Origin of the sequence: Agarivorans sp. QJM3NY_33, from assembly GCF_050870865.2 — a bacterium.
GTDB lineage: Bacteria > Pseudomonadota > Gammaproteobacteria > Enterobacterales > Celerinatantimonadaceae > Agarivorans.
Genome location: NZ_CP194039.2, coordinates 3205758 through 3228878, shown reverse-complemented (window position 1 = coordinate 3228878; position 23121 = coordinate 3205758). Strand labels below are relative to the sequence as shown.

21 protein-coding genes and 1 pseudogene are annotated in these 23121 nt (G+C 43.8%); 15 read left to right on the top strand and 7 right to left on the bottom strand.

Features of this window, described 5'->3' with window-relative positions:
- The first annotated feature begins 106 nt into the window (after window positions 1-106).
- The 6 genes from ACRRSY_RS14520 to ACRRSY_RS14495 all read left to right on the top strand — a co-directional run bounded on the left by ACRRSY_RS14520 (window position 107) and on the right by ACRRSY_RS14495 (window position 6633).
- Window positions 107-1126, top strand: coding sequence for a LacI family DNA-binding transcriptional regulator (locus ACRRSY_RS14520; RefSeq protein WP_432452517.1), 1020 nt, complete (start codon window positions 107-109; stop codon window positions 1124-1126).
- A 634-nt stretch (window positions 1127-1760) separates the two neighbouring features.
- Window positions 1761-2597, top strand: coding sequence for an SDR family oxidoreductase (locus ACRRSY_RS14515; RefSeq protein ID WP_432452518.1), 837 nt, complete (start codon window positions 1761-1763; stop codon window positions 2595-2597).
- Entirely contained in the window at window positions 2594-3646 is a 1053-nt protein-coding gene (gene ltaE, locus ACRRSY_RS14510; RefSeq protein WP_432452519.1) for a low-specificity L-threonine aldolase, read from the top strand. Before ACRRSY_RS14515 ends, ltaE begins: the two co-directional genes overlap by 4 nt.
- A gap of 14 nt (window positions 3647-3660) precedes the next feature.
- On the top strand, window positions 3661-4932 hold the full coding sequence (locus tag ACRRSY_RS14505) for a CinA family nicotinamide mononucleotide deamidase-related protein (protein WP_432463545.1): 1272 nt from the start codon (window positions 3661-3663) through the stop codon (window positions 4930-4932).
- Window positions 4933-4985: 53 nt separating this feature from the next.
- On the top strand, window positions 4986-5993 hold the full coding sequence (msrP, locus tag ACRRSY_RS14500) for a protein-methionine-sulfoxide reductase catalytic subunit MsrP (protein ID WP_432452521.1): 1008 nt from the start codon (window positions 4986-4988) through the stop codon (window positions 5991-5993).
- A gap of 10 nt (window positions 5994-6003) precedes the next feature.
- Entirely contained in the window at window positions 6004-6633 is a 630-nt protein-coding gene (locus ACRRSY_RS14495) for a protein-methionine-sulfoxide reductase heme-binding subunit MsrQ (protein WP_432452522.1), read from the top strand.
- On the opposite strand, the gene ACRRSY_RS14490 is transcribed toward ACRRSY_RS14495, so the two are convergent.
- The 3 genes from ACRRSY_RS14490 to ACRRSY_RS14480 form a co-directional block, all read right to left on the bottom strand.
- On the bottom strand, window positions 6617-7582 hold the full coding sequence (locus ACRRSY_RS14490; RefSeq protein ID WP_432459694.1) for a sensor domain-containing diguanylate cyclase: 966 nt from the start codon (window positions 7580-7582) through the stop codon (window positions 6617-6619). The two genes, ACRRSY_RS14495 and ACRRSY_RS14490, sit on opposite strands and share 17 nt — an antisense overlap.
- Before the next feature lie 167 nt (window positions 7583-7749).
- The gene (gene gloA / locus ACRRSY_RS14485) at window positions 7750-8205 is read right to left on the bottom strand and encodes a lactoylglutathione lyase (protein ID WP_432459693.1); all 456 of its coding nucleotides are present in this window, start codon (window positions 8203-8205) and stop codon (window positions 7750-7752) included.
- Between the two features lie 55 nt (window positions 8206-8260).
- A complete protein-coding gene (locus ACRRSY_RS14480; protein WP_432459692.1) occupies window positions 8261-10135 on the bottom strand; it encodes an MOSC N-terminal beta barrel domain-containing protein in 1875 nt (624 codons plus the stop codon).
- Between the two features lie 179 nt (window positions 10136-10314).
- On the opposite strand from ACRRSY_RS14480, the gene dinB reads away from it, so the two are divergent.
- The 4 genes and pseudogenes from dinB (at window position 10315) to ACRRSY_RS14460 (ending at window position 13585) form a co-directional block, all read left to right on the top strand.
- The gene (dinB, locus tag ACRRSY_RS14475; protein WP_432459691.1) at window positions 10315-11382 is read left to right on the top strand and encodes a DNA polymerase IV; all 1068 of its coding nucleotides are present in this window, start codon (window positions 10315-10317) and stop codon (window positions 11380-11382) included.
- A gap of 406 nt (window positions 11383-11788) precedes the next feature.
- Window positions 11789-12097: a cupin domain-containing protein gene (locus ACRRSY_RS14470; RefSeq protein WP_432452527.1), complete on the top strand. Its 309-nt coding sequence runs from the start codon at window positions 11789-11791 to the stop codon at window positions 12095-12097.
- 235 nt (window positions 12098-12332) lie between these two features.
- Window positions 12333-12512, top strand: a pseudogene (locus ACRRSY_RS14465) (transposase); the annotation flags it as partial.
- An 83-nt stretch (window positions 12513-12595) separates the two neighbouring features.
- Complete coding sequence (locus ACRRSY_RS14460) at window positions 12596-13585, top strand: transposase (protein WP_432463544.1); 990 nt, start codon at window positions 12596-12598, stop codon at window positions 13583-13585.
- 354 nt (window positions 13586-13939) lie between these two features.
- Here the strand turns inward: ACRRSY_RS14460 and ACRRSY_RS14455 are convergent, their stop codons facing one another.
- Window positions 13940-14923, bottom strand: coding sequence for an NAD(P)H-binding protein (locus ACRRSY_RS14455; protein ID WP_432463543.1), 984 nt, complete (start codon window positions 14921-14923; stop codon window positions 13940-13942).
- Window positions 14924-15014: 91 nt separating this feature from the next.
- Here ACRRSY_RS14455 and ACRRSY_RS14450 point away from each other — a divergent pair, with 91 nt between their 5' ends.
- The gene (locus tag ACRRSY_RS14450) at window positions 15015-15917 is read left to right on the top strand and encodes a LysR family transcriptional regulator (RefSeq protein ID WP_432463542.1); all 903 of its coding nucleotides are present in this window, start codon (window positions 15015-15017) and stop codon (window positions 15915-15917) included.
- Between the two features lie 237 nt (window positions 15918-16154).
- Window positions 16155-16391: a hypothetical protein gene (locus tag ACRRSY_RS14445; RefSeq protein WP_432463541.1), complete on the top strand. Its 237-nt coding sequence runs from the start codon at window positions 16155-16157 to the stop codon at window positions 16389-16391.
- A 320-nt stretch (window positions 16392-16711) separates the two neighbouring features.
- Here the strand turns inward: ACRRSY_RS14445 and ACRRSY_RS14440 are convergent, their stop codons facing one another.
- The 3 genes from ACRRSY_RS14440 to ACRRSY_RS14430 form a co-directional block, all read right to left on the bottom strand.
- Window positions 16712-17629, bottom strand: coding sequence for an MFS transporter (locus tag ACRRSY_RS14440; RefSeq protein ID WP_432463540.1), 918 nt, complete (start codon window positions 17627-17629; stop codon window positions 16712-16714).
- A 47-nt stretch (window positions 17630-17676) separates the two neighbouring features.
- Entirely contained in the window at window positions 17677-17910 is a 234-nt protein-coding gene (locus ACRRSY_RS14435; RefSeq protein WP_432463539.1) for a hypothetical protein, read from the bottom strand.
- Between the two features lie 115 nt (window positions 17911-18025).
- On the bottom strand, window positions 18026-18982 hold the full coding sequence (locus tag ACRRSY_RS14430; protein ID WP_432463538.1) for a helix-turn-helix transcriptional regulator: 957 nt from the start codon (window positions 18980-18982) through the stop codon (window positions 18026-18028).
- A gap of 1212 nt (window positions 18983-20194) precedes the next feature.
- On the opposite strand from ACRRSY_RS14430, the gene ACRRSY_RS14425 reads away from it, so the two are divergent.
- Genes ACRRSY_RS14425 through ACRRSY_RS14415 form a run of 3 tightly spaced genes read left to right on the top strand, consistent with a single transcriptional unit; the run spans window position 20195 to window position 23097 of the window.
- Window positions 20195-20827, top strand: a complete 633-nt coding sequence (locus ACRRSY_RS14425; RefSeq protein WP_432452534.1) for a LysE family translocator — start codon at window positions 20195-20197, stop codon at window positions 20825-20827.
- Between the two features lie 37 nt (window positions 20828-20864).
- The gene (locus ACRRSY_RS14420; RefSeq protein WP_432452535.1) at window positions 20865-22049 is read left to right on the top strand and encodes an MFS transporter; all 1185 of its coding nucleotides are present in this window, start codon (window positions 20865-20867) and stop codon (window positions 22047-22049) included.
- Between the two features lie 58 nt (window positions 22050-22107).
- The gene (locus ACRRSY_RS14415; protein WP_432452536.1) at window positions 22108-23097 is read left to right on the top strand and encodes a diguanylate cyclase; all 990 of its coding nucleotides are present in this window, start codon (window positions 22108-22110) and stop codon (window positions 23095-23097) included.
- Window positions 23098-23121 lie beyond the last annotated feature (24 nt).

Here is a 23121-nt window from a genome sequence, read left to right as displayed (position 1 = left end):
CTGTGGCGCGGTTTCACTATCAAGTTTTGCTCTGTCTTGGTATAGTTTTACCCAGATCGTTTTTCAAGTTTAATTCTGCTTTGCAGACGATAAGAGGGTAAGTAATTTGGCCACAATTAAAGATGTTTCTCAGTTGGCAAATGTGTCGATATCAACCGTATCTCGCGTGATTAACGATACTGCTCAGGTAGCACCAGAGAAACGAGAGGCCGTTCTCCGAGCGATGGAAGAGCTTCATTATCGCCCAAATAGTTTTGCCCAAGCCTTGGTTAGCAAACGTTCCGACTGTATTGGTTTAGTGGTGGGTGATCTCGGTGGTGGCCCGTTCTTTGTGCAGATGATGAAGGGTATAGAAGAAATTGTTGATATGGCCGGTAAATATACCATTGTTATGTCGGGCCATCATAGTGCAGAGAAAGAGCGTCATGCGATCGATATATTATTACAGCGTCAGTGTGATGCAGTTATTGTTCATTCGATGGCATTAAGTAATGAGGAGTTAAGAGAAATTGCGGATTGTAAGACCCCGTTTATTTTTATTAACCGTTTAGTTCCGGGCTTCGAGAATCGTTGTGTGTACTTGGACAATAGTGAGGGGACGTATAAGTCGACTCGCCATTTACAAGAAAAAGGCCATAAAGATATTGCCTTTATTACTACCGATGATCTGTCATTCACCGATGGCGTTGAGCGTTTATCAGGTTATCGTCAAGCGATGGAACAAATATCCGCACCTATTGATGAGCAGCTGATTGCTCGAGCTTACCCCGATGAAGTTGGGGGGAGCCAAGCAGTAAGTCAATTATTAGAGCGAGGAATGAGTTTTACTGCCATCGTGGGGTATAACGACTCGATGGTTGCTGGAGCCGTATCGGCTTTACGTGATAAAGGCTTCGATATTCCCGGGCAAATCTCTGTTGTGGGTTATGATGATAATCACTATGCGCGTTTTGTTCATCCTAAGCTCACCACCGTTCGTTATCCTATTGAGGATATGGGCAAGCGTGCCGCTCAGTTAGCTATCGATATTTTGGAAAAGAAAGGCAAGGAAATTGAGCCTAATATTATCGGGCTTAAATTTATTCCAGAGTTGATTGTGCGTGATTCCGTAATCAATAAACTGTGATCTAAATCAAACATTCTAAGCAAGGGCTGTTCTTAGCCCTTTTTTTATTTTGCTATGAAAGGCTTTTCTGGTATCGTTTTCACATCGGATGCAATTGTTAGCCGCATTTGAAGATTGAGTTTGAGATGACTTAATTGAAACTTTCCCGCTGTATAGAATTGATTGATTTAACTAGCATTTCTAGCTATCTACAATTCTAAGAACTTGCTGTTACGACCTAAATTTTTGGGTCGTTTTTTTTTGCTTTCGTTTTACGGTTGGCGAATACAACTCAAGATCACTTTTATGACAGCGAAGACGCAAGTTTACTCCGTGGCCATTTTAATGAAATCTTCGGCCTAAGTGTTTTTGCTTTAGAATTAGCATAAACGCACTCAATCATCCCCCTTGTCTAACATGATTTGAATCGCTATCGATTGTTCAGATATTGTGCTCGGTTGATAGAATAGCAACTCTATTCATTATCGATTGATTTACGCTGGTTAAAATGAATGTTAGTTTTGTTGTTTATTTTCTATTTTTAATAAAGTATTCCAGCAATCAACGGCTTGCTCTCATCTATTTCCCCTCGGTCTAAATAGATCCTCCATTCGCGAATGGGGTGTAATTGCCGCTAAACTTAAAAGGACAGTGAGTGATCAAACGAATTAGTATAGTGGGCTGCGGTTGGTTGGGTTTACCTTTAGCGCAGTTTTTGTTGGCCGAAGGCTATCGGGTATTGGGGTCTCGGCGTAAGCTTGAAGAGCTGGAATCACTTGGTCATCTAGGCATAGAAGCATATCAGTTGGATTTAGCGCCGCAGTTACAGTCAAATAATATTGCAGCGTTGCTTGCATGTGACTTGCTGATTGTAAATATTCCTCCAGGGCGTAAAACAAATACCGCAGACTACCATATCGCCCAAATCACCGCGTTACTTGATGCCGCTACAGAGCATGGCGTTAAAAAGATCCTCTTTATCTCGTCTACTTCGGTTTATGGGCCTCAACAGGGAATCGTAGATGAATACACGGCTCGTCATCCGACCACCCGTTCTGGTATTGCCTTAAGCCATATTGAAGATAAGTTATTCGCTAGTCGCGCTTATCAAGCGAGTGTACTGCGTTTTTCTGGCTTACTGGGCGGACAGCGTAAACCTGGACGATTTTTATCGGGGAAAACTGTGAGTGGCGCAAAGAGTCCGGTGAATGTGATCCATCGTCAGGACTGTATCGCGTTGATTGGTGCTTTAATTCAGCGGGATATTTGGGGCGAGCAGTTCAATGCCTGTAGTGATTTACATCCAACTAAACAAGAGTTTTATGAGCTAGCGGCTGAGCAGTTGGGACTGGTTGCGCCCACGTTTACCGCCGGTGAAGTCAGTAATAAACGGATCGACAACCATAGAATTAAGGCTGTATTGAATTATCAATTTAGCTACCCCGATCCGATGCAATGGTTAATCGAACATCAACAAGAGGCTGAGTCATGAGTGATTTTAGAAGTGATACTGTCACCCGTCCTACGCAAGCAATGCGTTTATTAATGAGTCAAGCGGAAGTGGGGGATGACGTATATGGTGATGATCCTACGGTCAATCGTTTGCAGGATTATGCTGCCGAGAGAATGGGAACCGAAGCCGCCTTGTTCTGTAGTTCGGGGACTCAAGCCAACCTGTTAGCCATTATGGCGCACTGCCAGCGAGGGGATGAGTATATTTGTGGTCAGAGTGCACATAATTATAGATATGAAGCTGGTGGTGCCGCAGTACTTGGGAGTGTGCAGCCACAGCCAATAGAAAATAGTGCTGATGGAAGCCTGTGTCTCAACAAGGTTCAGGCGGCAATTAAAGAAGATGATTTTCACTTTGCCCAAACTCGCCTGTTATCTTTGGAAAATACCATTGGCGGGCGGGTATTACCGATGGATTATTTGGCTAGCTTACCTTCCTTCGTGGCAGAGCATCAGCTGGCGCTGCACCTGGATGGTGCTCGATTGTTTAATGCCGTGGTTCAAAGCGGTGTCGATGAACGTCTGCTGGTAGCGCCTTTCGACAGTTTTACCATTTGTTTATCGAAGGGTTTGGGAGCGCCGATTGGTTCGTTACTGCTTGGCGATAAACGCTTAATCGAGCGCGCCAAGCGATTGCGAAAAATGTTAGGGGGTGGCATGCGTCAAGCGGGCATTATTGCAGCCGCTGGCCAATACGCTTTGGAGCATCATGTCGCTCGTTTAGCCGAGGATCACGCTAATGCACAATTGTTGGCGGAACAACTGGCGCAAATTGAGGAATTAGAATGTGACGCACACTCGGTGCAAACCAATGTGGTTTATGCGCGTTGTCGTCACCAACAATCCTTTGCCTTAGCAGAGTATTTAGCCGAACGGGGGATATTTGTTACCGCCGGGACGCCGATCCGTTTCTTGACCCATCTTGATGTGAATCAACAAGATATAAAACAACTCATTGGCGCGATTAAAGCCTTTTACGCTGAATCAGCGGCTGTGATAAGCAACAATACCGCTAGGCCAATGAATTAATTAAGGAAGTCATCATGAAAATAGAAATGCTCAGTACCGGCGATGAAGTTCTCCAAGGCGATATCGCGGATACTAACGCTGCATGGTGTGGTCAAGAGCTGAATGATATCGGTTTGAGTTTTAGCCGTCGGCAAACGGTAGCGGATAAGCTTGAAGATATCGTCGATGCCCTCCATCAGGCGGCCCTGCGCAGTGATTGGGTATTGGTGAATGGGGGATTGGGACCGACTTCTGACGATTTAAGTGCCGAGGCTGCAGCGCAACTGATCGGTAAGCCCTTACAGTTAAATCAGCACTGGTTAAGTCAGTTGCAAGCGTGGTATCAACTACAAAACATAGCGATGCCAGAAAGTAATGTTAAACAAGCGATGTTGCCGGAAGGGGCGGAATTAGTCGATAACCCCATTGGGACCGCCTGTGGTTTTATCGTACAACATGCTGGTGCTCAGTTGCTGTTTACACCTGGCGTGCCGAGTGAATTCAAGAAAATGGTCAAGCAGCAGTGGTTTCCGCGTTTGCAAGCTGCGGTGCCAGAATCGAATGGTGAAGTGAAACGTTTTTATACTTTCGGTTTATCAGAGTCTTCATTGAGTGACCGTTTTGATCCCCTAGAGTTACCGCCCGAAGCACGTTTAGGCTACCGTTCATCACGACCCAGTATTGAGGTGAAGCTGTTTTATCCTCGCCAAGACGCTGAATTTGAGCGCTTGAGCCAATTATTGCGAGCGCAACTTGCAGCACATATTTTTACTGAAGATCAAGGCAATTGGGCCCTGCATCTTCAGCAATTGATGGTTGCAGCGGGGAAAAAGTTAGTTTTAGCTGAATCTTGCACAGGTGGCATGTTAGCTGCCGAACTAGTGGCTGTAGCGGGGAGTTCAGCTTACTTAGATCGTGGCTTTGTGACCTATAGCAATCTAGCGAAGCAACAAAGCATTGGGGTTCCCGAGGCACTACTTGAACAATATGGCGCGGTGTCCATGGAAACCAGTCAAGCGATGGCTTTCGGTGCGCTCGCCAATAGTGCCGCCAATATTGCCTTATCAATTACTGGGATCGCGGGTCCGGATGGTGGTAGTGAGCAAAAACCGGTCGGTACCGTTTGTTTTAGCCTCGCGGAGGGCGACCGTTGTATTAGCCAGCAACTATTGCTTAGTAATCGGAGTCGCTCGGTGGTGCGGGTGATGGCGACTGCGGTTGCGATGGACATGTTGCGCCGTTACCTCACTGATTTACCCGTGTTCGGGGAATATCAGCACATCAAGCGGATCGCCAGTAAAAATTAAGCCTCGTGAAATTTTTTTACCGCAAGCGAGGTCTGATAGAAAAAGGAGATGCTATGTGGTTTAAAATGAAGCGTGATTGGGAAGAAGCAGAGTCGGCGGTGACGCCCGAGTCTTTATTTAAACAGCGCCGTAATATTATGAAAGGTTTAGGTTTTATTGGCGCTGGTGCGGCCTTGCCTACGAGTGTAGCAGGCGCATCTTGGTTTAGTGCTGACGACCCCGAGCCAGTGGCATTGGTTCGTCGAGCATTGAACAAAATTGACATTCCACCGATCCATCAAGATGTGCTAACCCCAGAGTCGACTGCCACTAGCCATAATAATTTTTATGAGTTTGGTACTGGTAAAAATGATCCGGCGAAGAATAGCCGCAGCTTTAATCCTTCGCCATGGACGATTAAAATTACCGGAGAGGTAGAGCAAGAACTCACGCTTGATTTAGATAAATTGATGGCAAAAATGGCTTTAGAACAACGGATTTACCGCTTACGTTGTGTCGAAGCTTGGTCGATGGTCATCCCTTGGGTGGGGTTTTCGTTGGCCGATCTGCTGAAAATGGTGAAGCCCTTGTCGTCGGCTCGCTATGTTGCCTTTGAAACGCTTTATGATCCGGAGCAAATGCCGGGACAGAAAAATTCGTTTACAGGCGGAGGGATCCGTTATCCCTACGTTGAAGGTTTGCGGATTGACGAAGCGACGAATCCACTCACGTTTATGGCTGTAGGTATGTACGGCAAAACCCTACCCGCACAAAATGGTGCGCCATTACGTTTGGTTGTGCCATGGAAATACGGTTTTAAGAGTATTAAGTCGATTGTTAAAATCCATTTACTTGAGACTCAACCACCAACCACTTGGAATCGACTTGCACCTCATGAGTATGGTTTTTATGCCAATGTGAATCCGCTGGCCGACCACCCGCGCTGGAGTCAAGCTTCAGAACGGCGGATTGATTCAACGGGCTTGTTAGGGCGTAAACGAATAAAAACAGAAATGTTTAATGGTTATAGTGAGCAGGTCGCTCATCTCTATCAAGGCATGGACTTAAATAAGTATTTTTAGTGAGAGACGTGTGAGTAAAAAAATTAATCAGTATTTAGCTAAGCATCAATGGCAAGTGCGGGTGCTATTACATTTATTGTTGTTAAGCCCACTGCTTTATTGTTTTTTAGCGGTTAGTGATGGCTGGTGGGGGGGCGATCCGGTCAAAGCCCTGATCCACTATTTGGCTAATGTAGCGCTGAATATACTCCTGATTACGCTGTGTTTAGCCCCCTTTGCTCGGCGTTTTCGTTTACCCGTGTTGTTTGCTTTTAGGCGTTTAGTGGGCCTATATGTATTCTTTTATTCGCTGTTACACATGCTCGCTTATTTGGTGTTTGACTTAGGCTTAGATTGGGCCTTGTTTGGACAAGAAGTATTGGATCGGCCCTATATATGGTTTGGTATGTTTGCCTTTATATTATTGTTGGCTCAAAGCCTGACTTCATTTAAGCGCATACAACAAAAACTGGGCCGAGTCTGGTTGCAACTTCACGGATTTATCTATCCCGTTACATTGGCGATAATCATTCATTTTTGGTGGTCTTTGAAGTCTGGATGGATTGAGCCCATTATATATTTAGGTTTGACCTTTGTTTTGTTGTCTATGCGCAGGGTTCCCTTACGACGATGGATAAAAAGCTTTACGCCTCAGAATTAAACCCCCATAAGTGAAAGTTGTTTTTACCCTCATCTTTGACTTGATACATGGCTTGGTCGGCGCGATGTAGGGTTTGTTCAAATTGTTCATCGTGGCGGTGAAAGCGACACATTCCAATACTGATGGTCACCGCGACCGAGATCTGTTGGTAGCCAATGGCTGGTGTAAAAGCGTCGAGTAAACGCTTAGATAATTGTTTCAGTTGGCTCACTTCACTGAAGGGGATCAATAGGGCAAATTCATCTCCTCCAATTCGTCCACATTGCCCTTGTTCTGGGCAATGTTGTTGGATCCGTTCGGCGCAGCATTTTAAGATCCGGTCACCGACAGTATGCCCATAGCGGTCATTAACCGGTTTAAACTTATCTAAATCAATGAACATCAAAGTGCCGCCTTCAGCTCCGATGTTTTGACAATATTGTTCGAATTGATTTCGAAAGGCATGCCGATTGAGAAGTCCGGTTAAGGGATCATGATGGGCCAGTTTGGCTAAGCGTTGGTGAGCGATTCGTTGTTGAGTAATATCGCTGTGTGTCCCCAGAACACGCAGGGGATGGCCGTTTTCATCATAGTCTTGAATGGTTCCTCGATCTTTCACCCAGCGAATTGAACCGTCTTTATGCAGCATTTTATACTCGACATCGTATTCGTCTGTTTCGCCAGCGATCAAGGCTTCAAAAGCCTTGATCGCAAAATCTTTATCATCGGGATGTAGGTTGGATTGCCAATTTTTATAGTAGGCTTTTTGCTCATTGGCGGAAAGACCACAAATTTTACCGTATTCGGAGTTATACAGACTGAGCCGCCCACTGGGAATGTGTTGTTCCCAAAGCACTAAGCCACTATCGTTCAATACAATATTAAGTAAATTGATGTTCTCGTTGAGTTGCTCACGCAATTGCTGGTTTTGCCGACGTAATTCGACAATTTTCGGGTCACTATCATCCATAGTTAGTGTTTTATTAATTTGTAAACCATTTGTGCTTATTTTATCAACACCTTGTACATTATAGCTATCGCTTATTTATTCGCTGAATAATTTAGTGAGGGAAATGGCTTAGCATGGCCGTTCCCCTCACTAAATATGTTGAGTAAAAAACTCACTTTTTTGCAGGCTTACCAGCTTCCGGTATTGCCCATCGAAGCCCAAGGTTCTTGCGCAGCTAGCGATTCACCTTGTTGTAGTAACTCCACTGAAATACCATCGGGAGATACGACAAAGGCCATGTGACCATCACGAGGTGGACGATTGATGATGACGCCAGCTTTTTGTAATTTGTCGCATAGCGCATAGATATTTTCTACCGATACGGCAATGTGTCCGAAATTACGTCCGCCGGTGTAGGTTTCTGATTGGCCATTTTCATCAGGCCAGTTATAAGTGAGTTCCAAACATGGGGAATCTTCGGTTTTGACTCGTTCAATATCTTCATCACAACTGAGATAGATTAAACTGAATCTGCCTTGGTCACTCTCATAACGGCGGACTTCGCTCATGCCCAATAAATTGCAGTAAAAATTCATGGATTGATCGAGATCTTTTACTCTTACCATGGTGTGTAGAAACTTCATTTATTCTTCCTATTATTAATGACTACAAATTAAATAAATCTAAACTAGCGTAACATTACGCTTGGGTAATACATAAGTCTGTTTGTGGAATACAACTACAGCTCAGGATGTAGCCTTGTTGCTTCTCTTCATCGTTTAAACCACTGTCTTCGAGGATGCTGACTTCACCACTTTCTAGTTTGACTTTACAGGCACCACAAAATCCACCGCGGCAGGAATAGTTTAAATTTAGCCCGGCCTGTTCCGCTTGTTCTAAGATACTTTGTTGATTATTACCTTGAACGTGACTATCCCAACTATCAAACAGAATATTAATGCTCTTACTCACCACCGAGTCGCTGATCTGGTGGCCAAAGCTTTCAGAAAAATAATCGTCGGGATGCACCCCTAAGGCGAGCAACTGCTGTTTTGCGCTGTCCATAAAGCCCTGTGGACCACAGACAAATACCGAGCGTAGTTCTAAATCTTCAATATCGAGTAACATCCCGCGATTGAGTCTGCCCTGATAGCCTTGCCAAGTGCTTTGAGCGGATTGGCTTAAACTATAACGAATACTGCAGTGTGGCATTTGTTGAGCGAGCACTTCTAGTTCGGCTCGAGCGATCAGATCTTGTTCGCTATGTGCACTGTGTAGAAACACCACATCTAGCTGGCTGTTGATGTCACTCAGGTAGCGCAGCATCGACAGCATCGGGGTGATGCCGCTGCCAGCTGACAGCAGTAATAATTTGTTGCTTGGGCTGGCGGGTAAATGAAAGTCGCCCGCAGGGGCTAAGGCTTTGAGTTGCATACCTGGCTTCAAGTAGTCATGTAACCAATTTGATGCCAGTCCGTTGGAAACCCGCTTAACGGTTATTGCTAAGCTTAAGGGGCGACTAGGAGAACTCGACAGCGTATAATTTCGGTGTACTGGGCTGCCGTCTATCTCCAGCTCAATGCCTATATATTGGCCTGCTTGATAATGGCAGATGTTGCCCTCTGGAGCCTCCAAAATGAAAGTTTTTACATCATGAGTTTCTTCGCGTATTGCAATACACTTGAGTAAGCGGCTTTGTCCCGCTTGCCAATTTGTAGTCACTGTTGGGCTGGATTGTGTTTTTTTGATTTGCTCGGGATAATGTTCTGGCGTCTTGGTTTCTAGTACTTCTATGGTGTCATATAGACTGATCTTACCATGATTGAGTGCCACCACATTTTGTCCGAAATAAACGTTTCCATCGTTACCCTTACGATACTTAGCGAGTGTTGATAGTGGTTCTTTTTGCGGATGAAACTCTCCACGGGCTTGATCGAGGGTTGTAAAAATACAGCGCGAACAAGGGTTTTGCACCTCAAATTCTACTTCTCCAATACGAAAACGTTTCCAGCCATCTTCGGCAAATGCAGCAGTGTTTGTGACCACTAGGTTGGGCCTAAATTGAGCCATATTATGTTGCGTTGGGCTGCGTGAATTGAGATCTTCTAATGAGGCTTCAGACACTAACAATAGGGGATAGGCGTCGGCGAAAGCGACCTGACTATCCCGCTTTTTGACCATACGCTGAGATTGTTCCCCAAAAAATACTAGGTGGCAGTTTTCCCCTAAATATTGGCTAAACCAATGATCGTAATCATTATGGCAATGTTGTGCTTGAACCGTATCCTGCCAAAGCTTTACTGGAATATAATGATCTGAAAAATCGGTGTATTTAATGTTTACCCCTGCCATGTTAGGGGCTTCCAGATATAAGCCTTCAGGCCGTAAAACACTGTGGATTTGCGCTAACTTGGGGTGAGTTCTGGCGGTTAGTTGTTTGCCATCGGGTAAGCAAACCACAAAACGTCGGTCGAATGCTAGGCCATGTTCTTCTACGTAAGCGTGATTTAAATCAATCCCTAAGGTTGATTTTATGGGGTAAATGCTTAACTGGCTGATCTGCGCTTGACTCACAATAATGCCTTATTATTCTTTGCTCATAATTTTAATCTTACTTAAGGTGGTGCATCGAGGCTAGCTCAAATTACCCTGATGAGCGATTTCTTATGAGGAAAGGCTTGTATTTAGTAAACGCATAACTATACTGTTTTTATATACAGTTGTTGTGGCGTATTTGCTTACTTATGACTTTAATGAATCGTAAAATCATTCATGTGGATATGGATTGTTTCTATGCTGCGGTGGAAATGCGTGAGCAACCCGAATTCGCGAACCTTCCTTTAGCCGTAGGTGGTTTGAGTAGCGGTCGAGGCGTATTAACAACCTGTAATTATCTGGCCCGTCAATATGGTATTCGCTCTGCAATGCCAACCCATAGAGCGCTACAACTGTGTCCCCAATTGGTTTTAGTGCCGCCGCGGCTGAGTTTGTACCGAGAGGTCAGCCGGCAAGTACAGGCTATTTTTGCCACTTATACTCAAGTGATCGAACCTTTATCCCTCGATGAAGCTTATCTTGATGTGAGTGCGTGTGAGGCTTGTCATGGTTCGGCGACTCTAATTGCTGAGCAAATCCGCCAAGATATCTATAACTGCACCGGATTAACCGCTTCGGCTGGTGTAGCGCCGGTCAAATTTTTGGCAAAAATCGCGTCCGACCTGAATAAGCCTAACGGACTATATGTGATTAAACCCGAGCAGGTTTCGGCATTTATTGAAACACTCGCCCTAGAGAAAATATCGGGTGTTGGTAAGGTGAGTATTGAAAAGCTGCATCACCATGGCTTATATACTGGCGGAGATATTCGTCGTGCCAAACGCGATAAACTGCAGACTTTGTTTGGTAAGTTTGGTGAGATGTTATGGTTGCGTTGTCAAGGGATCGATGAGCGAGCCGTAAGTAATGACCGTAAACGTAAGTCGGTGGCGGTAGAACGAACTTTTGCCCAAGATGAGCGAGATAAAAGCTTAGTCGTTGAGCGTTTACTGGCTTTGTTACCCGAGTTACGGCGGCGTAGCGAGCAACATTTACGACAGGCCAAGATGAATAAGTTAGGGGTAAAAGTAAAATTCGCCGATTTTCAGCAAACTACCAAGGAGCAGCAGTGCCAACAGATTGATGAATCAACCTTAGTGGAGCTGTTTCATCAAGCCTTTGCGCGCGGTAAGGGCAAAGCGGTGCGTTTAGTTGGCTTACATATTGGTTTAGCTTACGAGCAGCAAACAGAGTCGGCACAGTTGAGCTTGCCTTTTAGTGATTAAGTGGATTCCTCAGCACTTAGCCTGTCAGTGCTTACATCTGGTTGTGGACCGAACCGACAGATTGCTCTAATGCCTCATCGTTTGTTGGCTGCTGTATCGAGTTACCACACTATTCCGACCTAGCTCAATAAGCATTTGGTGTAGGATTTGAATTTCGTGCATCCTGACTGCCTCCGTGTAGGTTTAGATAGAATTTGTTTTGACGAAATTAATTAGATCAAACAACGGGTGTGCGTCTACTATATTGAATTTACTAGAAATTATGAGGGGTTCGTTAGAATTCAGCGTTAACTTACAAAGCCTTCAAAGGCAATCAAATTTTATAAATTCTAGGAATTTTTTCTGTCTTACCATCCTCTTATATCCACTAATAATTATGTAAGGAAAATATATGATATGCCCTCGTATGAACGAAAATATAAAATGGTCAAAAACTCCATTTTCTGGTGTTGAATTTTTTTGGTTATCAGAGAAAACTGAAAATGGTAGAACGGCAATACTCAAATTTGAAGCTCATGCAGAGCTGCCGTTGCACAATCATCCTGGCTGGGAACAAATATATGTTCTTGAAGGCCGTTTACAAATCAACTCAGAAATTTATGCCGCAAATGATTTTGTTCTTATTAGCGCGAGTACAGATCATTCGGTATTGGCTTTAGAGCCGAGCATATATATTACTATTTCACAAATGGAAGGCGTAAAAGTTCTTGAGTAATAGCCAGTTAAAAGAATTATTGAGACATTTATGGACACCCCGTGTTTTGCAACTCCTGATTGAAGATCGGTTCGCTGACATATATCCGGAGATCGGAGCAAATAACTCAAATAACCAACAAATAACTAGACAGCCATCTCAACCAAATAACTACAAATAACTAGACAGCCATCTCAACTAGCCAGAACTCGGTAATAGTCTAAACTATCAATAGTGTTTTTTTGGAGTTATTGCCATGCCTCGGTCAAGACAGTCGCAAGTGAGCTTATCGGATACGCCTTACTATCATTGTGTTTCCCGCTGTGTTCGGCGGGCTTTTTTATGTGGCGAAGACAAGCAAAGTGGTAAAAGCTATGAGCACCGTCGCCAGTGGGTGGAAGACTATTTGCTGCAACTTACTGCGGTTTTTGCCATTATAAATAACTAGACAGCCATCTCAACTAGCCAGATCTCGGTAATAGTCTAAACTATCAATAGTGTTTTTTTGGAGTTATTGCCATGCCTCGGTCAAGACAGTCGCAAGTGAGCTTATCGGATACACCTTATTATCACTGTGTTTCCCGCTGTGTTCGGCGGGCTTTTTTATGTGGCGAAGACAAGCAAACGGGCAAGAGCTATGAGCACCGCCGCCAGTGGGTGGAAGATTATTTGCTGCAACTTACTGCGGTTTTTGCCATTGATGTCTGTGCTTATGCAGTTATGAGTAATCATACCCATGTGGTATTGCACATTGATAAGGCTAAAGCCGAAGCCTGGTCCATGGATGAAGTCTTAGAACGCTGGCATATTCTGCATCAGGGCACCTTACTGACTCAAATGTACCTCAATTCTGAGTTACGTCCAAAGTTAAGTGAGGTGCAACTACAGGCCATTCACGCCACCGCCGAAGTGTATCGGACTCGCCTTTTTGATTTAAGCTGGTTTATGCGCCATTTGAATGAACATATTGCTCGAGCTGCCAATAAAGAAGACCAATGCACTGGGCGCTTTTGGGAAGGCCGTTTTAAATCACAAGCCTTACTCGATGAAGCAGCACTTGCCGCCTGTATGGCCTATGTGGATTTAAACCCGGTTCGCTCAAATATGGCAAGTACGCCTGAAACCTCGGACCACACCAGTATCAAACAGCGCATTCAGCAAGCCAAACAAGGTCAGCAACCCAAGCCGCTAATGCCTTTTGTCGGTAACCCCAGAGAAACCATGCCCGAAGGTTTACCCTTTGAGCTCCAAGATTATCTGCAACTGGTAGAGCTCACCGGCCGCGTTATCAGAGAAGATAAACGTGGGTATATCGATGATGCACAAGCGCCCATTTTACAGCGCTTACAAATCGATGAAGAAAGCTGGTTAGCCTTGAGTACAGGTTTAGAGCATCACTTTGCCAGCGTGGTTGGGGCAGGGCATTCACTAGAACGCTATAAGCGTGAGCACAATCAACTTCGCATCAAAGGCATGGCAGCTGCCAAGCGCTGGCTGGAGCTAGGTTAAGAACTTACAGGTTAAATTTCATTAACTTGCGAGTGATTCAGGTTATCTAGAATCGCAGCGCTTGCCGTCTTGCTTGTTGCAGATTTTCGTCGTAAAAACGTGTATTAAGATTGCAATTTTCAGCATCAGGCTGCTTTTATGCGGATGAGAGATGATTTATATCGCTTGATGGTGGCGGATGAATATAAGCCTTAAGATGGCTGTCTCGGATAACTTCGACTCTTATATAACTTCGTCTCGTTAAGATGGCTGTCTCGAATAACTTCGTAACTTCGTAACTTCGTCTCGTTAAGATGGCTGTCTCAGATAACTTCGTCTCGAATAACTTCGACAGCCTTGTTCAATGAACATTCCTTAAGTTGGAGCGGCGGCAGGTAAACATTGTAGGCCAATGAGAGTCTGTTTTACCGCTAAGGCTAGTGGTGTATGAGCTTCTTCACCGAGCTCTGCGAGCAGTTTGCTATTATTCATCTGAAGTGGCCGTTGCCATAAATAGCGCATTTCTAGTAGTTCTCTCATGGTGGCATTAAAAGGACTAATAAGCTTGACTACTCCCCAAGGAAAGCTGCGGATATTGGCTGTTTTACCACTATGTTGAAGAACTACATCGCGAATGGTCTCCACCATTTGGCGGCCGTTGGCGTCCCAGTGTCCAGCCATATGATATACCGCGAAGGCTTCAAGTTGGTGACGACGTTCTAATAGTTGTCGCATCACTTGGGCAACATCAGGTATATAAGACCATTGATGGCCAGTTCCCTTTTGGCTTGGATTATTGATTGTGCTTACCGCTTGGCCAGGTTTGATGAGTCCTTGGGAAAACCAGTTGTTACCCGGCTGGCCACCAAAAAAATCTCCAGCGCGTACAATGATGACTCGACCGCCATTTTGTGCATAGTTGAATAAACGCTGTTCTAGTTGGACTCTGATCCGCCCCTTACGCGTTTGCGGGTGCTGCGGTGTGTTTTCATCAATTTGTAAAGATACTTCTGGGCCAAAATTATAAACGGTGCCGGGCAATACGATGGTTGCGCCAACTTTTCTTGCTGCGGCAATGGTATTGTCTAACATTGGGAGTACCCATTTTTCCCAGTTTTTATAACCAGGAGGGTTTACCGCATGAATGATCACGTCACAGCCTTGGGCTGCAGCTTCGACTTGGCTTGCATTCAGTGCGTCACCTTTCATCCACTGGACCCCTGCTTGTGATTGCTTGGCGCGGCTTAAGTTTCTGGTCATGGCACACACTTGCCAGTTGGCGTGAAGTAGTTGTCGAGTGAGCTCCCCGCCAATCCCCCCGGTTGCGCCGAGCACTAATACTTTTGCTTGATTTGTCATTGTTTTGAACCTCTATTCATTTGATGGGGAGAGCATAGTATTATTGTTAGCTAAATGAAATTGAGCAAAACAAACGATCAGGTATGCATTTATGTATAGTGGCAATATTGACTGGGAACTCTATCGTTCATTTCTCGCTGTATTACAGCAGGGCTCCTTATCGGCAGCAGCGAGAGCGTTAAACTCCACTCAACCCACCATCGGTCGGCATATTGCCGCTCTTGAGAAGGCACTGGAACTTAGCTTGTTTATCCGTTCTCCGGGCGGATTATTGGCTACCGATGCAGCCAAAGCACTACGCGGCCAGGTGGAAGTGATGGCGAGCACCGCTGCAGCAATAGAGCGAGTTGCTACAGGTCAACAGCAGGAGCTAGGTGGCGTGGTTCGAATTACCGCCAGTGAGGTGGTGGGGGTTGCCTTATTGCCGGATATTATTACACCACTACAGCAGCAGTACCCAGGCTTAAAATTGGAGTTGGTATTATCGAGCCAAGCACAAGACTTACTGCATCGCGAAGCTGATATTGCGATTCGTATGTTTCGACCAAAGCAAACTCAACTGGTTGCTCGTAGAGTGGGCCACTCTGTATTAGCTTTACATGCAAGCCCTGCCTATCTTGAGCGCTTTGGCTACCCGGAGAGTGTTGAGGCGCTCGCCCAACATGCCATTATTGGTTTTGATTCATTGAGTGATTTTATTCGTAAATTGACTAAAAGTTTACCGCCAGAGCTTGACCGAGAAAACTTCGCTTTTAGTTGTGACAGTGATCTCGCACAATTAGCGTTGATTCGTGCAGGAGCTGGCATCGGGATCTGTCAGGCGATTTTGGCAAAAGGTGATGATAAATTGGTGCCTGTTTTAGCCGAAGCCTTTCAGCTAAAGATGGATGTATGGGTCACCATGCATGAAGACCTGCGTAACAGTCAGCCATGTGTGCGGGTATTTGAGGCTCTGGCTGATGGATTTAGGACTTATTTTCAATCATTTGACTAAACGGTGGCTAAGCTTGGCATGACTCTAGTGATGTGAGCGCCTTATTGCTTGCGCTTGAGGGGATGAGCAAACTTATAAAAAATTCTATGTATTTGATGATTAAAGGTATTATCTTGCTTTATATCTGTCATGAGCTTCTAATTCATAATTAATCATTGGTTCCCCTCGGTGGTTTGCGCCTTTGCTATGAATGTCCGTTCATAGCTTAAGGGGGGATATGCTGCTAGGAGTGTATAGATGTTAACCCAATTTTGTCAGACATGTGGTGAACAAACTGAGCATCAACAGTTACTTAAACAAAAACCTTCCAAATATGGCACGACTAAAAAAGAACAAATAAAAGCCTTTATCGAAGGTTTTTTTGCTGGCCAAGCCAGCCCTGTTGGCGCTTCACTGGATCTCATAGACCGTTATTTGGTTTGCCAGAAGTGTGGTCGTAAAACGCTCGCAAACCAAGGTGATGAGTTTCAGTAATCACCCGATAATTCAGAGTCATTGAAGATTAACTGAGCCGCAATATGGCAATTAGCGAAACCCTCTTTATTAAGAATTCATGATGCCTGTTCAGATAGCTTGAAAGCTAGATTCTCCCCAGCATCGTAAAACCATGAATCATCCATCCTGATTTAGTGAGCGCTGGCTGTTCTCATCGAGTAGGGATTTGGTCGGCTGTATCATTGGTCAATCGAAGCCAGCGTATAGCAGCTGGCACGGTTTACTAAAAATATAGCCATCATCTTGCGTTTTGAGTCGCTAAGAAAAGCGAATGAAAGGGATGGATGAACGATTCGTCATTAATTTTCTAACATCTCCTTTGCAGAAGTATCTGTTGCGGAATAGAACGAAAACACACTTAATACCGCTAAGCTCAAGCCAAATAGCAAATAGGGCAGGGAAGGAGAGAGTGTATAAATAAGAGTCGCAGCTAGTGGCGCAAGGCAAGTCCCCATCGCTTGCGCCGCACCTAGGCTTCCTGCCGCAACCCCTTGCTCTGAATTCGTCACTGCATTAGCCGCTAAAGTTTGTATAGAAGGAAATACCATGCCTAGCCCCACCGCAATAAGGGCATACACGGCCATAAGGTGAATGGGAGTCGAGACCCAAAACATCAATACCATGGCTATCGCAGCGATTAATGTCCCAGTGCTTAACCACGTTTTCGGCTGAATATAAACTAACTTTGTAATGACTATTTGGGTGAATATAAGTGCAACTCCTACAGAGGCCATCGCTTGTGCCGATACTTTAGCCGCAGATTGATTGTCTAGGTGCAACACATCAAGACAAAAGAATCCCACTACGATTTGGCAAGTGATCACACAACTCATACTAATAAATGCACTTAACATGGGTAAGCGTAAACGAGGATCAAACAAGCGAACGGTCGCTTTGGGGGCTGCGCTTATCACTTGTGTCTGAGGGAGGCCAAAATAAACGATGAGTAAGGCTAACATTGCTAGAAACCCACCGAGAAATAAGGGGTGAGTTAAACCATCGCCAACAATAAAACTCGCCATGAGTGGGCCAAGAACCAAACCAAAGCCGTTGGATGCGCCCAACAATGCCATTTTGGGCCCTCGAGTTGCTGGTTGATAGTGATCGGCGATGAGTGCGCTATTTGCAACCGGAATGGCTGCAAAAAATCCCCCCATCATGCCTCTTAATACAATAAAAATCAGTAACATCACCCAAATTTCGTTGTGATTTTGCAACGAATATTCCGTAAAAATGGCCAAACCAAGGTAACTTAGAGTTAAACCTAAAGAGCCCAGAGTAGAATTTTCTTTCGGCCTAAACGATCACTTTTTATTCCCCATGCTCGCGAAGTCATTAACCAAACAAAACCGGCCATTGTGACCATCAGGCCGCTTTGCCATTCAGGCATAGACAGCGCTCGACTGATAGGGCCGATCACCACGGCAAAAATTTGCATGGTCGCGGCGCATAGCATGCTAGCTAACAATAAAGGGAAAAGTTTGATTTGTTTATTCACAGTCTACCTCGAAATTGATTTAATCGAATTAAATGGTAAACAAGGGCTGAAGACCGAACTACTCAAAAAGGGATTATCGGCGAGGGAATGATACTCTATTCTCAATCGACCACGTTTAAGCGCGATAAGACCGAGGGCTTTGACCAAAGTATTTTTTAAAAGCCACTGAAAAATGCCCATGATTGTTGCATCCAACTTGTCCCGCGATATCAATAATGGGGTGATTAGATTCGAGCATAAGGCGCGCTGCTTTGCGCATTCTCAGACTAAGTAAATACTGACCAACCGTTTGTTGGGTGATGGTTTTGAAACCTTTTTTAAGTTTAAAGTCATTTAAGCCAACACGATGAGCTAAGTTTTTTAATGAAGGTGGCTCCTGCATTTCTTGCTCTAATATGTATTTCACCATTTGTAATTTTTGTATGTCCTGTGAATTCAGCACAAGTCGACTTTCATCGATACAATAGCGAATTGCAATCTCATCTAATACAGCACTAAGCAAGTCTTGAATCAGTTCATCATGGTCACGAGTAAGATCTTGAGTTTGATTACAATAAGTGAGTAATTGCGTGATATGTGAGTTAATCGTTCCAGACAACAATATTGGTTCAGGGCTAGGGTTAAGAATATTTTGAAACAACTTGTGTAAACCTAAGCGCTCATCTTGTAAAACAAAATTACGCCAATAAGGTAGTTTAATATGAAGCCCATAGCTGAGATTTAGTTGATGAGCAGCATACTCTGAAAAGCCACATGATTCCGGTGAAAAACTTAAACAAAATTTACCCGCGAAAAAATGTTCGGGGTGTTTCCAACTCTGCATTTTAGAGTGTGATATTCCTTTTTGCATAAAGAAAATAGACACATAAAATGCCCCCAACAGACTGCTTCTTTCAATACGAGCAAATTGCTTAAAAAAGACCTGATTGCGACTAAATGCGACATCGTCGGACAAGTGCTTAGAGTAAAAACTCAAGGCACCAGCGGGATTACAAACCTTAAATTTTAAACCAGTACTTTGATGATGAAATAATGGTTCTACATCTTGATGACCAATGACAATACGTTCCACTTGGTTAACCCATGATAAAAGGGGATCTCATTATTCATCAAAATAGACTCAAACAAAAGTAGTTCTCATTTCTATTTGTTTTGGGTGTCGTTCAGGTTTAATGCCTAAAACATAATAGAAATAAACAACAGATGTATGGACACACCGATGACTGCAAGCACCGCTCCTATGCTCCCAGTTAAGCCTTACATCGCTTCCTAAATGGCGGTTTTTAGTCTTACAAGCTTTTAAAACGCGATGATTAAACTCAGGTTATAGGCAAATCAACGGTTAAGAGTCTGGTTTAGCTGGGGGACATAAAAGTTGGGTGTTTTTGCGCGTAAATTCTATCATGAGTTCAATTTTCAATCGCTTGGGTAATTTTTTACCGCTTGTGCTGATTTGAGTCATGTTGATATGAGGATGGTATTTTAAGCACGTAACGCTTGTCGTGGTTTTGCTAAAAGAGCCTGCAAAAACTGAGTTGTTGGTGAGTCAGCTCTGACATGCTTGTTCCCAGTAAGTCGATTACGGCGATGATTTCATTTCTGAATGTAGTGCTCACTAACAAGTCGGCCCCAAACTTATCTGCGAAATAACTTTAATTATTTAAATAGTTAACCTATGTTTTTTGGGTGTCTACGTATAGTCGCTCACTAACAAGTCGGCCCCATACTTATCTGCGAAATAACTTTAATTATTTAAATAGTTAACCTATGTTTTTTGGGTGTCTACGTATAGTCGTTTCTACGTATAGTAAGGTGTCGAGTTAGACTTGAGTCAGATGAAGTAAAGGCAGCTTGGTTTTGATGCGCTTCGATAGTGCCAATTTGTCATTGCTTGTCATCGTGATTGCGGAGCTTAAAGCTTATTGAATTTTGGCTGTTAAATAATTGTTTGATTCAAGCGTGGCCGGATGTGCAATTGCTTGCCAAGACATATTACTTGCTTGATGGCCGAGCTTCACGAGAGGAGCGATAAGCGACAGCGATAAAACATCACATCTAAGTCTATGAGATTGATACATATAGCAATTTTATTATTTGTTTTATTCCAGTTTTAGCTGGTTCTCGATAATTTTTATGAAATGTTTTTTCAAATAATACTTTGTTTTTACGCGTGTTAATTAAATTGCGCATTTTGCTGGTAGATTTAACATTAACACTTGTCATACCAGTTATGTTACGCTTGATTTTTTTTTGAGGTGCAGGTGACTATTAGAGTTCTACGACCATGTTAGGGATCACCGATTTTTGGTTGTTTGTGGGATCTGGGATTTTGCTAAATATGCTTCCCGGACCGGATTCTCTTTATGTTGTGGCTCGAGCGTCAAGCCAAGGCTTGAAAGCGGGATCAGTGGCGGCCTTGGGAATTGGTTGTGGGACTTTTGTACACATTTTTGCTGCGGCTTTTGGTTTGTCTGCTATATTAGCCAGCTCAGCTACAGCCTTTACGCTGATAAAAATACTTGGTTGTCTTTATCTATTGTTGATGGGCTTAACCATGATCTTCACCAAAGCTAATATTGTCACCAAGGAATGTGCGTTACCAGACAGCGGTTATTTGAAAATTTTCCGCATGGGTTTTTTAAGTAACAGTTTGAACCCTAAAGTGGCCTTGTTTTTCTTGGCTTTTGTCCCCCAGTTTATTGCCTCTAACGCCGACAATAAAGCCTTGGCATTTTTGGTTCTGGGTTTAGTGTTCAATCTCAATGGAATGATTTGGTGTCATTTACTGGCTTGGTGCAGTGTGGTGATTCGTGACAAGGTAGGGGTGAGTGACCAGTTTAGAGACTGGCTTAATCGTTGCCTTGGCGGTTTATTTATGTGGTTTGGGATCCGTCTAGCGCTCGCTAAAATCAGTTAGTTAATGCAAGCCGTTTGGTTTGTATTCAAGGAAGTATATGCATCGTTCTAAAAAGCAATTGTTGTTAATGATGGCATTTTTAATGCCTTTTAGTTTTTCCATTTGGATGGTTTTACTGAATAATTTTGCGATTGAAGTGGCTCAGTTTAGTGGACGCGAAATTGGGATCTTACAAAGCTTACGTGAAGTACCTGGTTTCCTATCCTTTACCGCCATCTTTGTTTTGTTGTTACTTAAAGAGCAAACCTTTGCCTTGTTAAGTTTATTGATCTTGGCGATTGGGATTAGCTTAACTGGCTTTTTCCCAAGTGTGTACGGTTTGTACTTTACCACGGTGCTGATGTCGGTCGGGTTTCATTATTTCGAAACAGTGAACCAATCACTTACCTTACAATGGGTCCCAAAATCTGAAACCCCCGAATTCATGGGAAAAGCAATTGCGGTGCGAGGCGCGGCGGCAGTGCTTGCTTATAGTCTATTATGGAGTTTATTGGAATATAGTGACCTTGCCTATTCCAGTTTATATGCCATGTTTGGTGGACTTACAATTTTGGCGATCTTATTGATTGCTTTACGTTTTCCACATTACACCGCCGAGCACGAACAACATAAAACGCTGATTTTGCGTTCTCGCTACTGGCTGTTTTATACCTTGGTGTTTCTGAGTGGTGCACGCCGCCAAATATTTGTGGTATTTGCGGGCTTTTTAATGGTCGAAAAGTTTGGTTATTCGGTATCCGATATCGCGCTGTTGTATTTGGTCAATCAAGTCTTAAATATCTTTTTTGCAGGGAAAATCGGTCGTTTAATTGGGCGTGTAGGCGAACGTAAAGCACTCATCATAGAGTACAGTGGGTTATTCTTTGTGTTTGCAGGCTATGCCTTGGTTGAGCAAGCCGAATGGGCCGCAACGTTATATGTGATTGACCATCTATTCTTTGCTATGGCGATTGCGATAAAAAGTTATTTTCAAAAAATTGCAGCGCCCGCCGATATCGCGAGTACTGCTGGGGTGAGTTTTACGATTAATCATATTGCAGCGGTGGTATTACCCGCCTTGTTAGGATTTATTTGGTTATATTCACCTTCTATGGTGTTTTGGTGTGGTGCCGTGATTGCGATTTTATCGCTGATGTTTGCTTTATTGGTGCCTCGCCATCCCACACCCGAATACGAAACCTTACTGATTGCTAAAGTGAAGCATTCAGTGGTTAGTGAGTAACGCAATTGTGAGCTTAGGGTTGTTGGTGTCGATAATAAAGTTGATAGGGATCTAAATAATGCTAGAGCACTTATTGGAACGAATAAACCAAGAAGAGTTCGAGGTTCTATCTCATGACATTAAGTATGCGCTGTTAGAGCATCGTAAATGGTCCCATAAAATTGGTATGGCCTTGGTATTACGTCAACCGATGCACGAGCAAGACTTTGTCGCCGATGATGCGCACTCACATTGTTCCTTTGGTCGCTGGATGAAACATGTCTTGGAAGATGAGCAATTTCATCAACAGGCATTTTTTAATATTGATGACGTTCACCAACAGTTACATGATTGCGCTAAAGTATTGTTGAGTAATTTGGCTAAACGAGGGGAAATTTCTCCTGCCGATCTAGAGTGCTTCTTTCAAATTCAAAACGAGTTTGTGGATATGGTGCTGATGATTTTTGAGTTTTCGGTGATTCATAAGCACCAGTTTGACGACACCACCAAGCTAATGAACCGACGCACTCTTGATATTGTGCTGACCAATGAAAAGCATCGTATGCAACGTGTCATCGGCTCAAATTGTTGCATTGTATTGGCCGATATCGATAAGTTTAAAGATTTCAATGACACTTATGGACATGATGTTGGTGACTTGGTTTTAGCACATACCGCTTCGTTATTTCGCGAGTCAATTCGACGCCATGATACCGTCGCCCGATTTGGTGGTGAAGAGTTTCTATTTATGATGCCTGAAATGAAGCTTGAAGAGGCGACGCAAGTGATTGAAAGAATTAGGTTGAAATTGGCGGAGTCGTCGATTGTACATCAGGGGCGAGAGCTTGGGGTGACAGCCTCGTTTGGAGTGACTCAGCTCAGCCCGTATTATGATATTAAAGATTCGATTAAGTGTGCCGATTTGGCTTTATATGAGGCCAAACGGGCTGGAAGAAACTGCACCGTGATATTAGATGTGGAAGAATTAACCAAAAATATTGAAGTGATTGATCTTGCGAACTTAGATGCTAAATATGTGATTCAAGAATTCTGTTTAAAAGCGAAATAGATATGATTTTGGTGCTTGATGGCG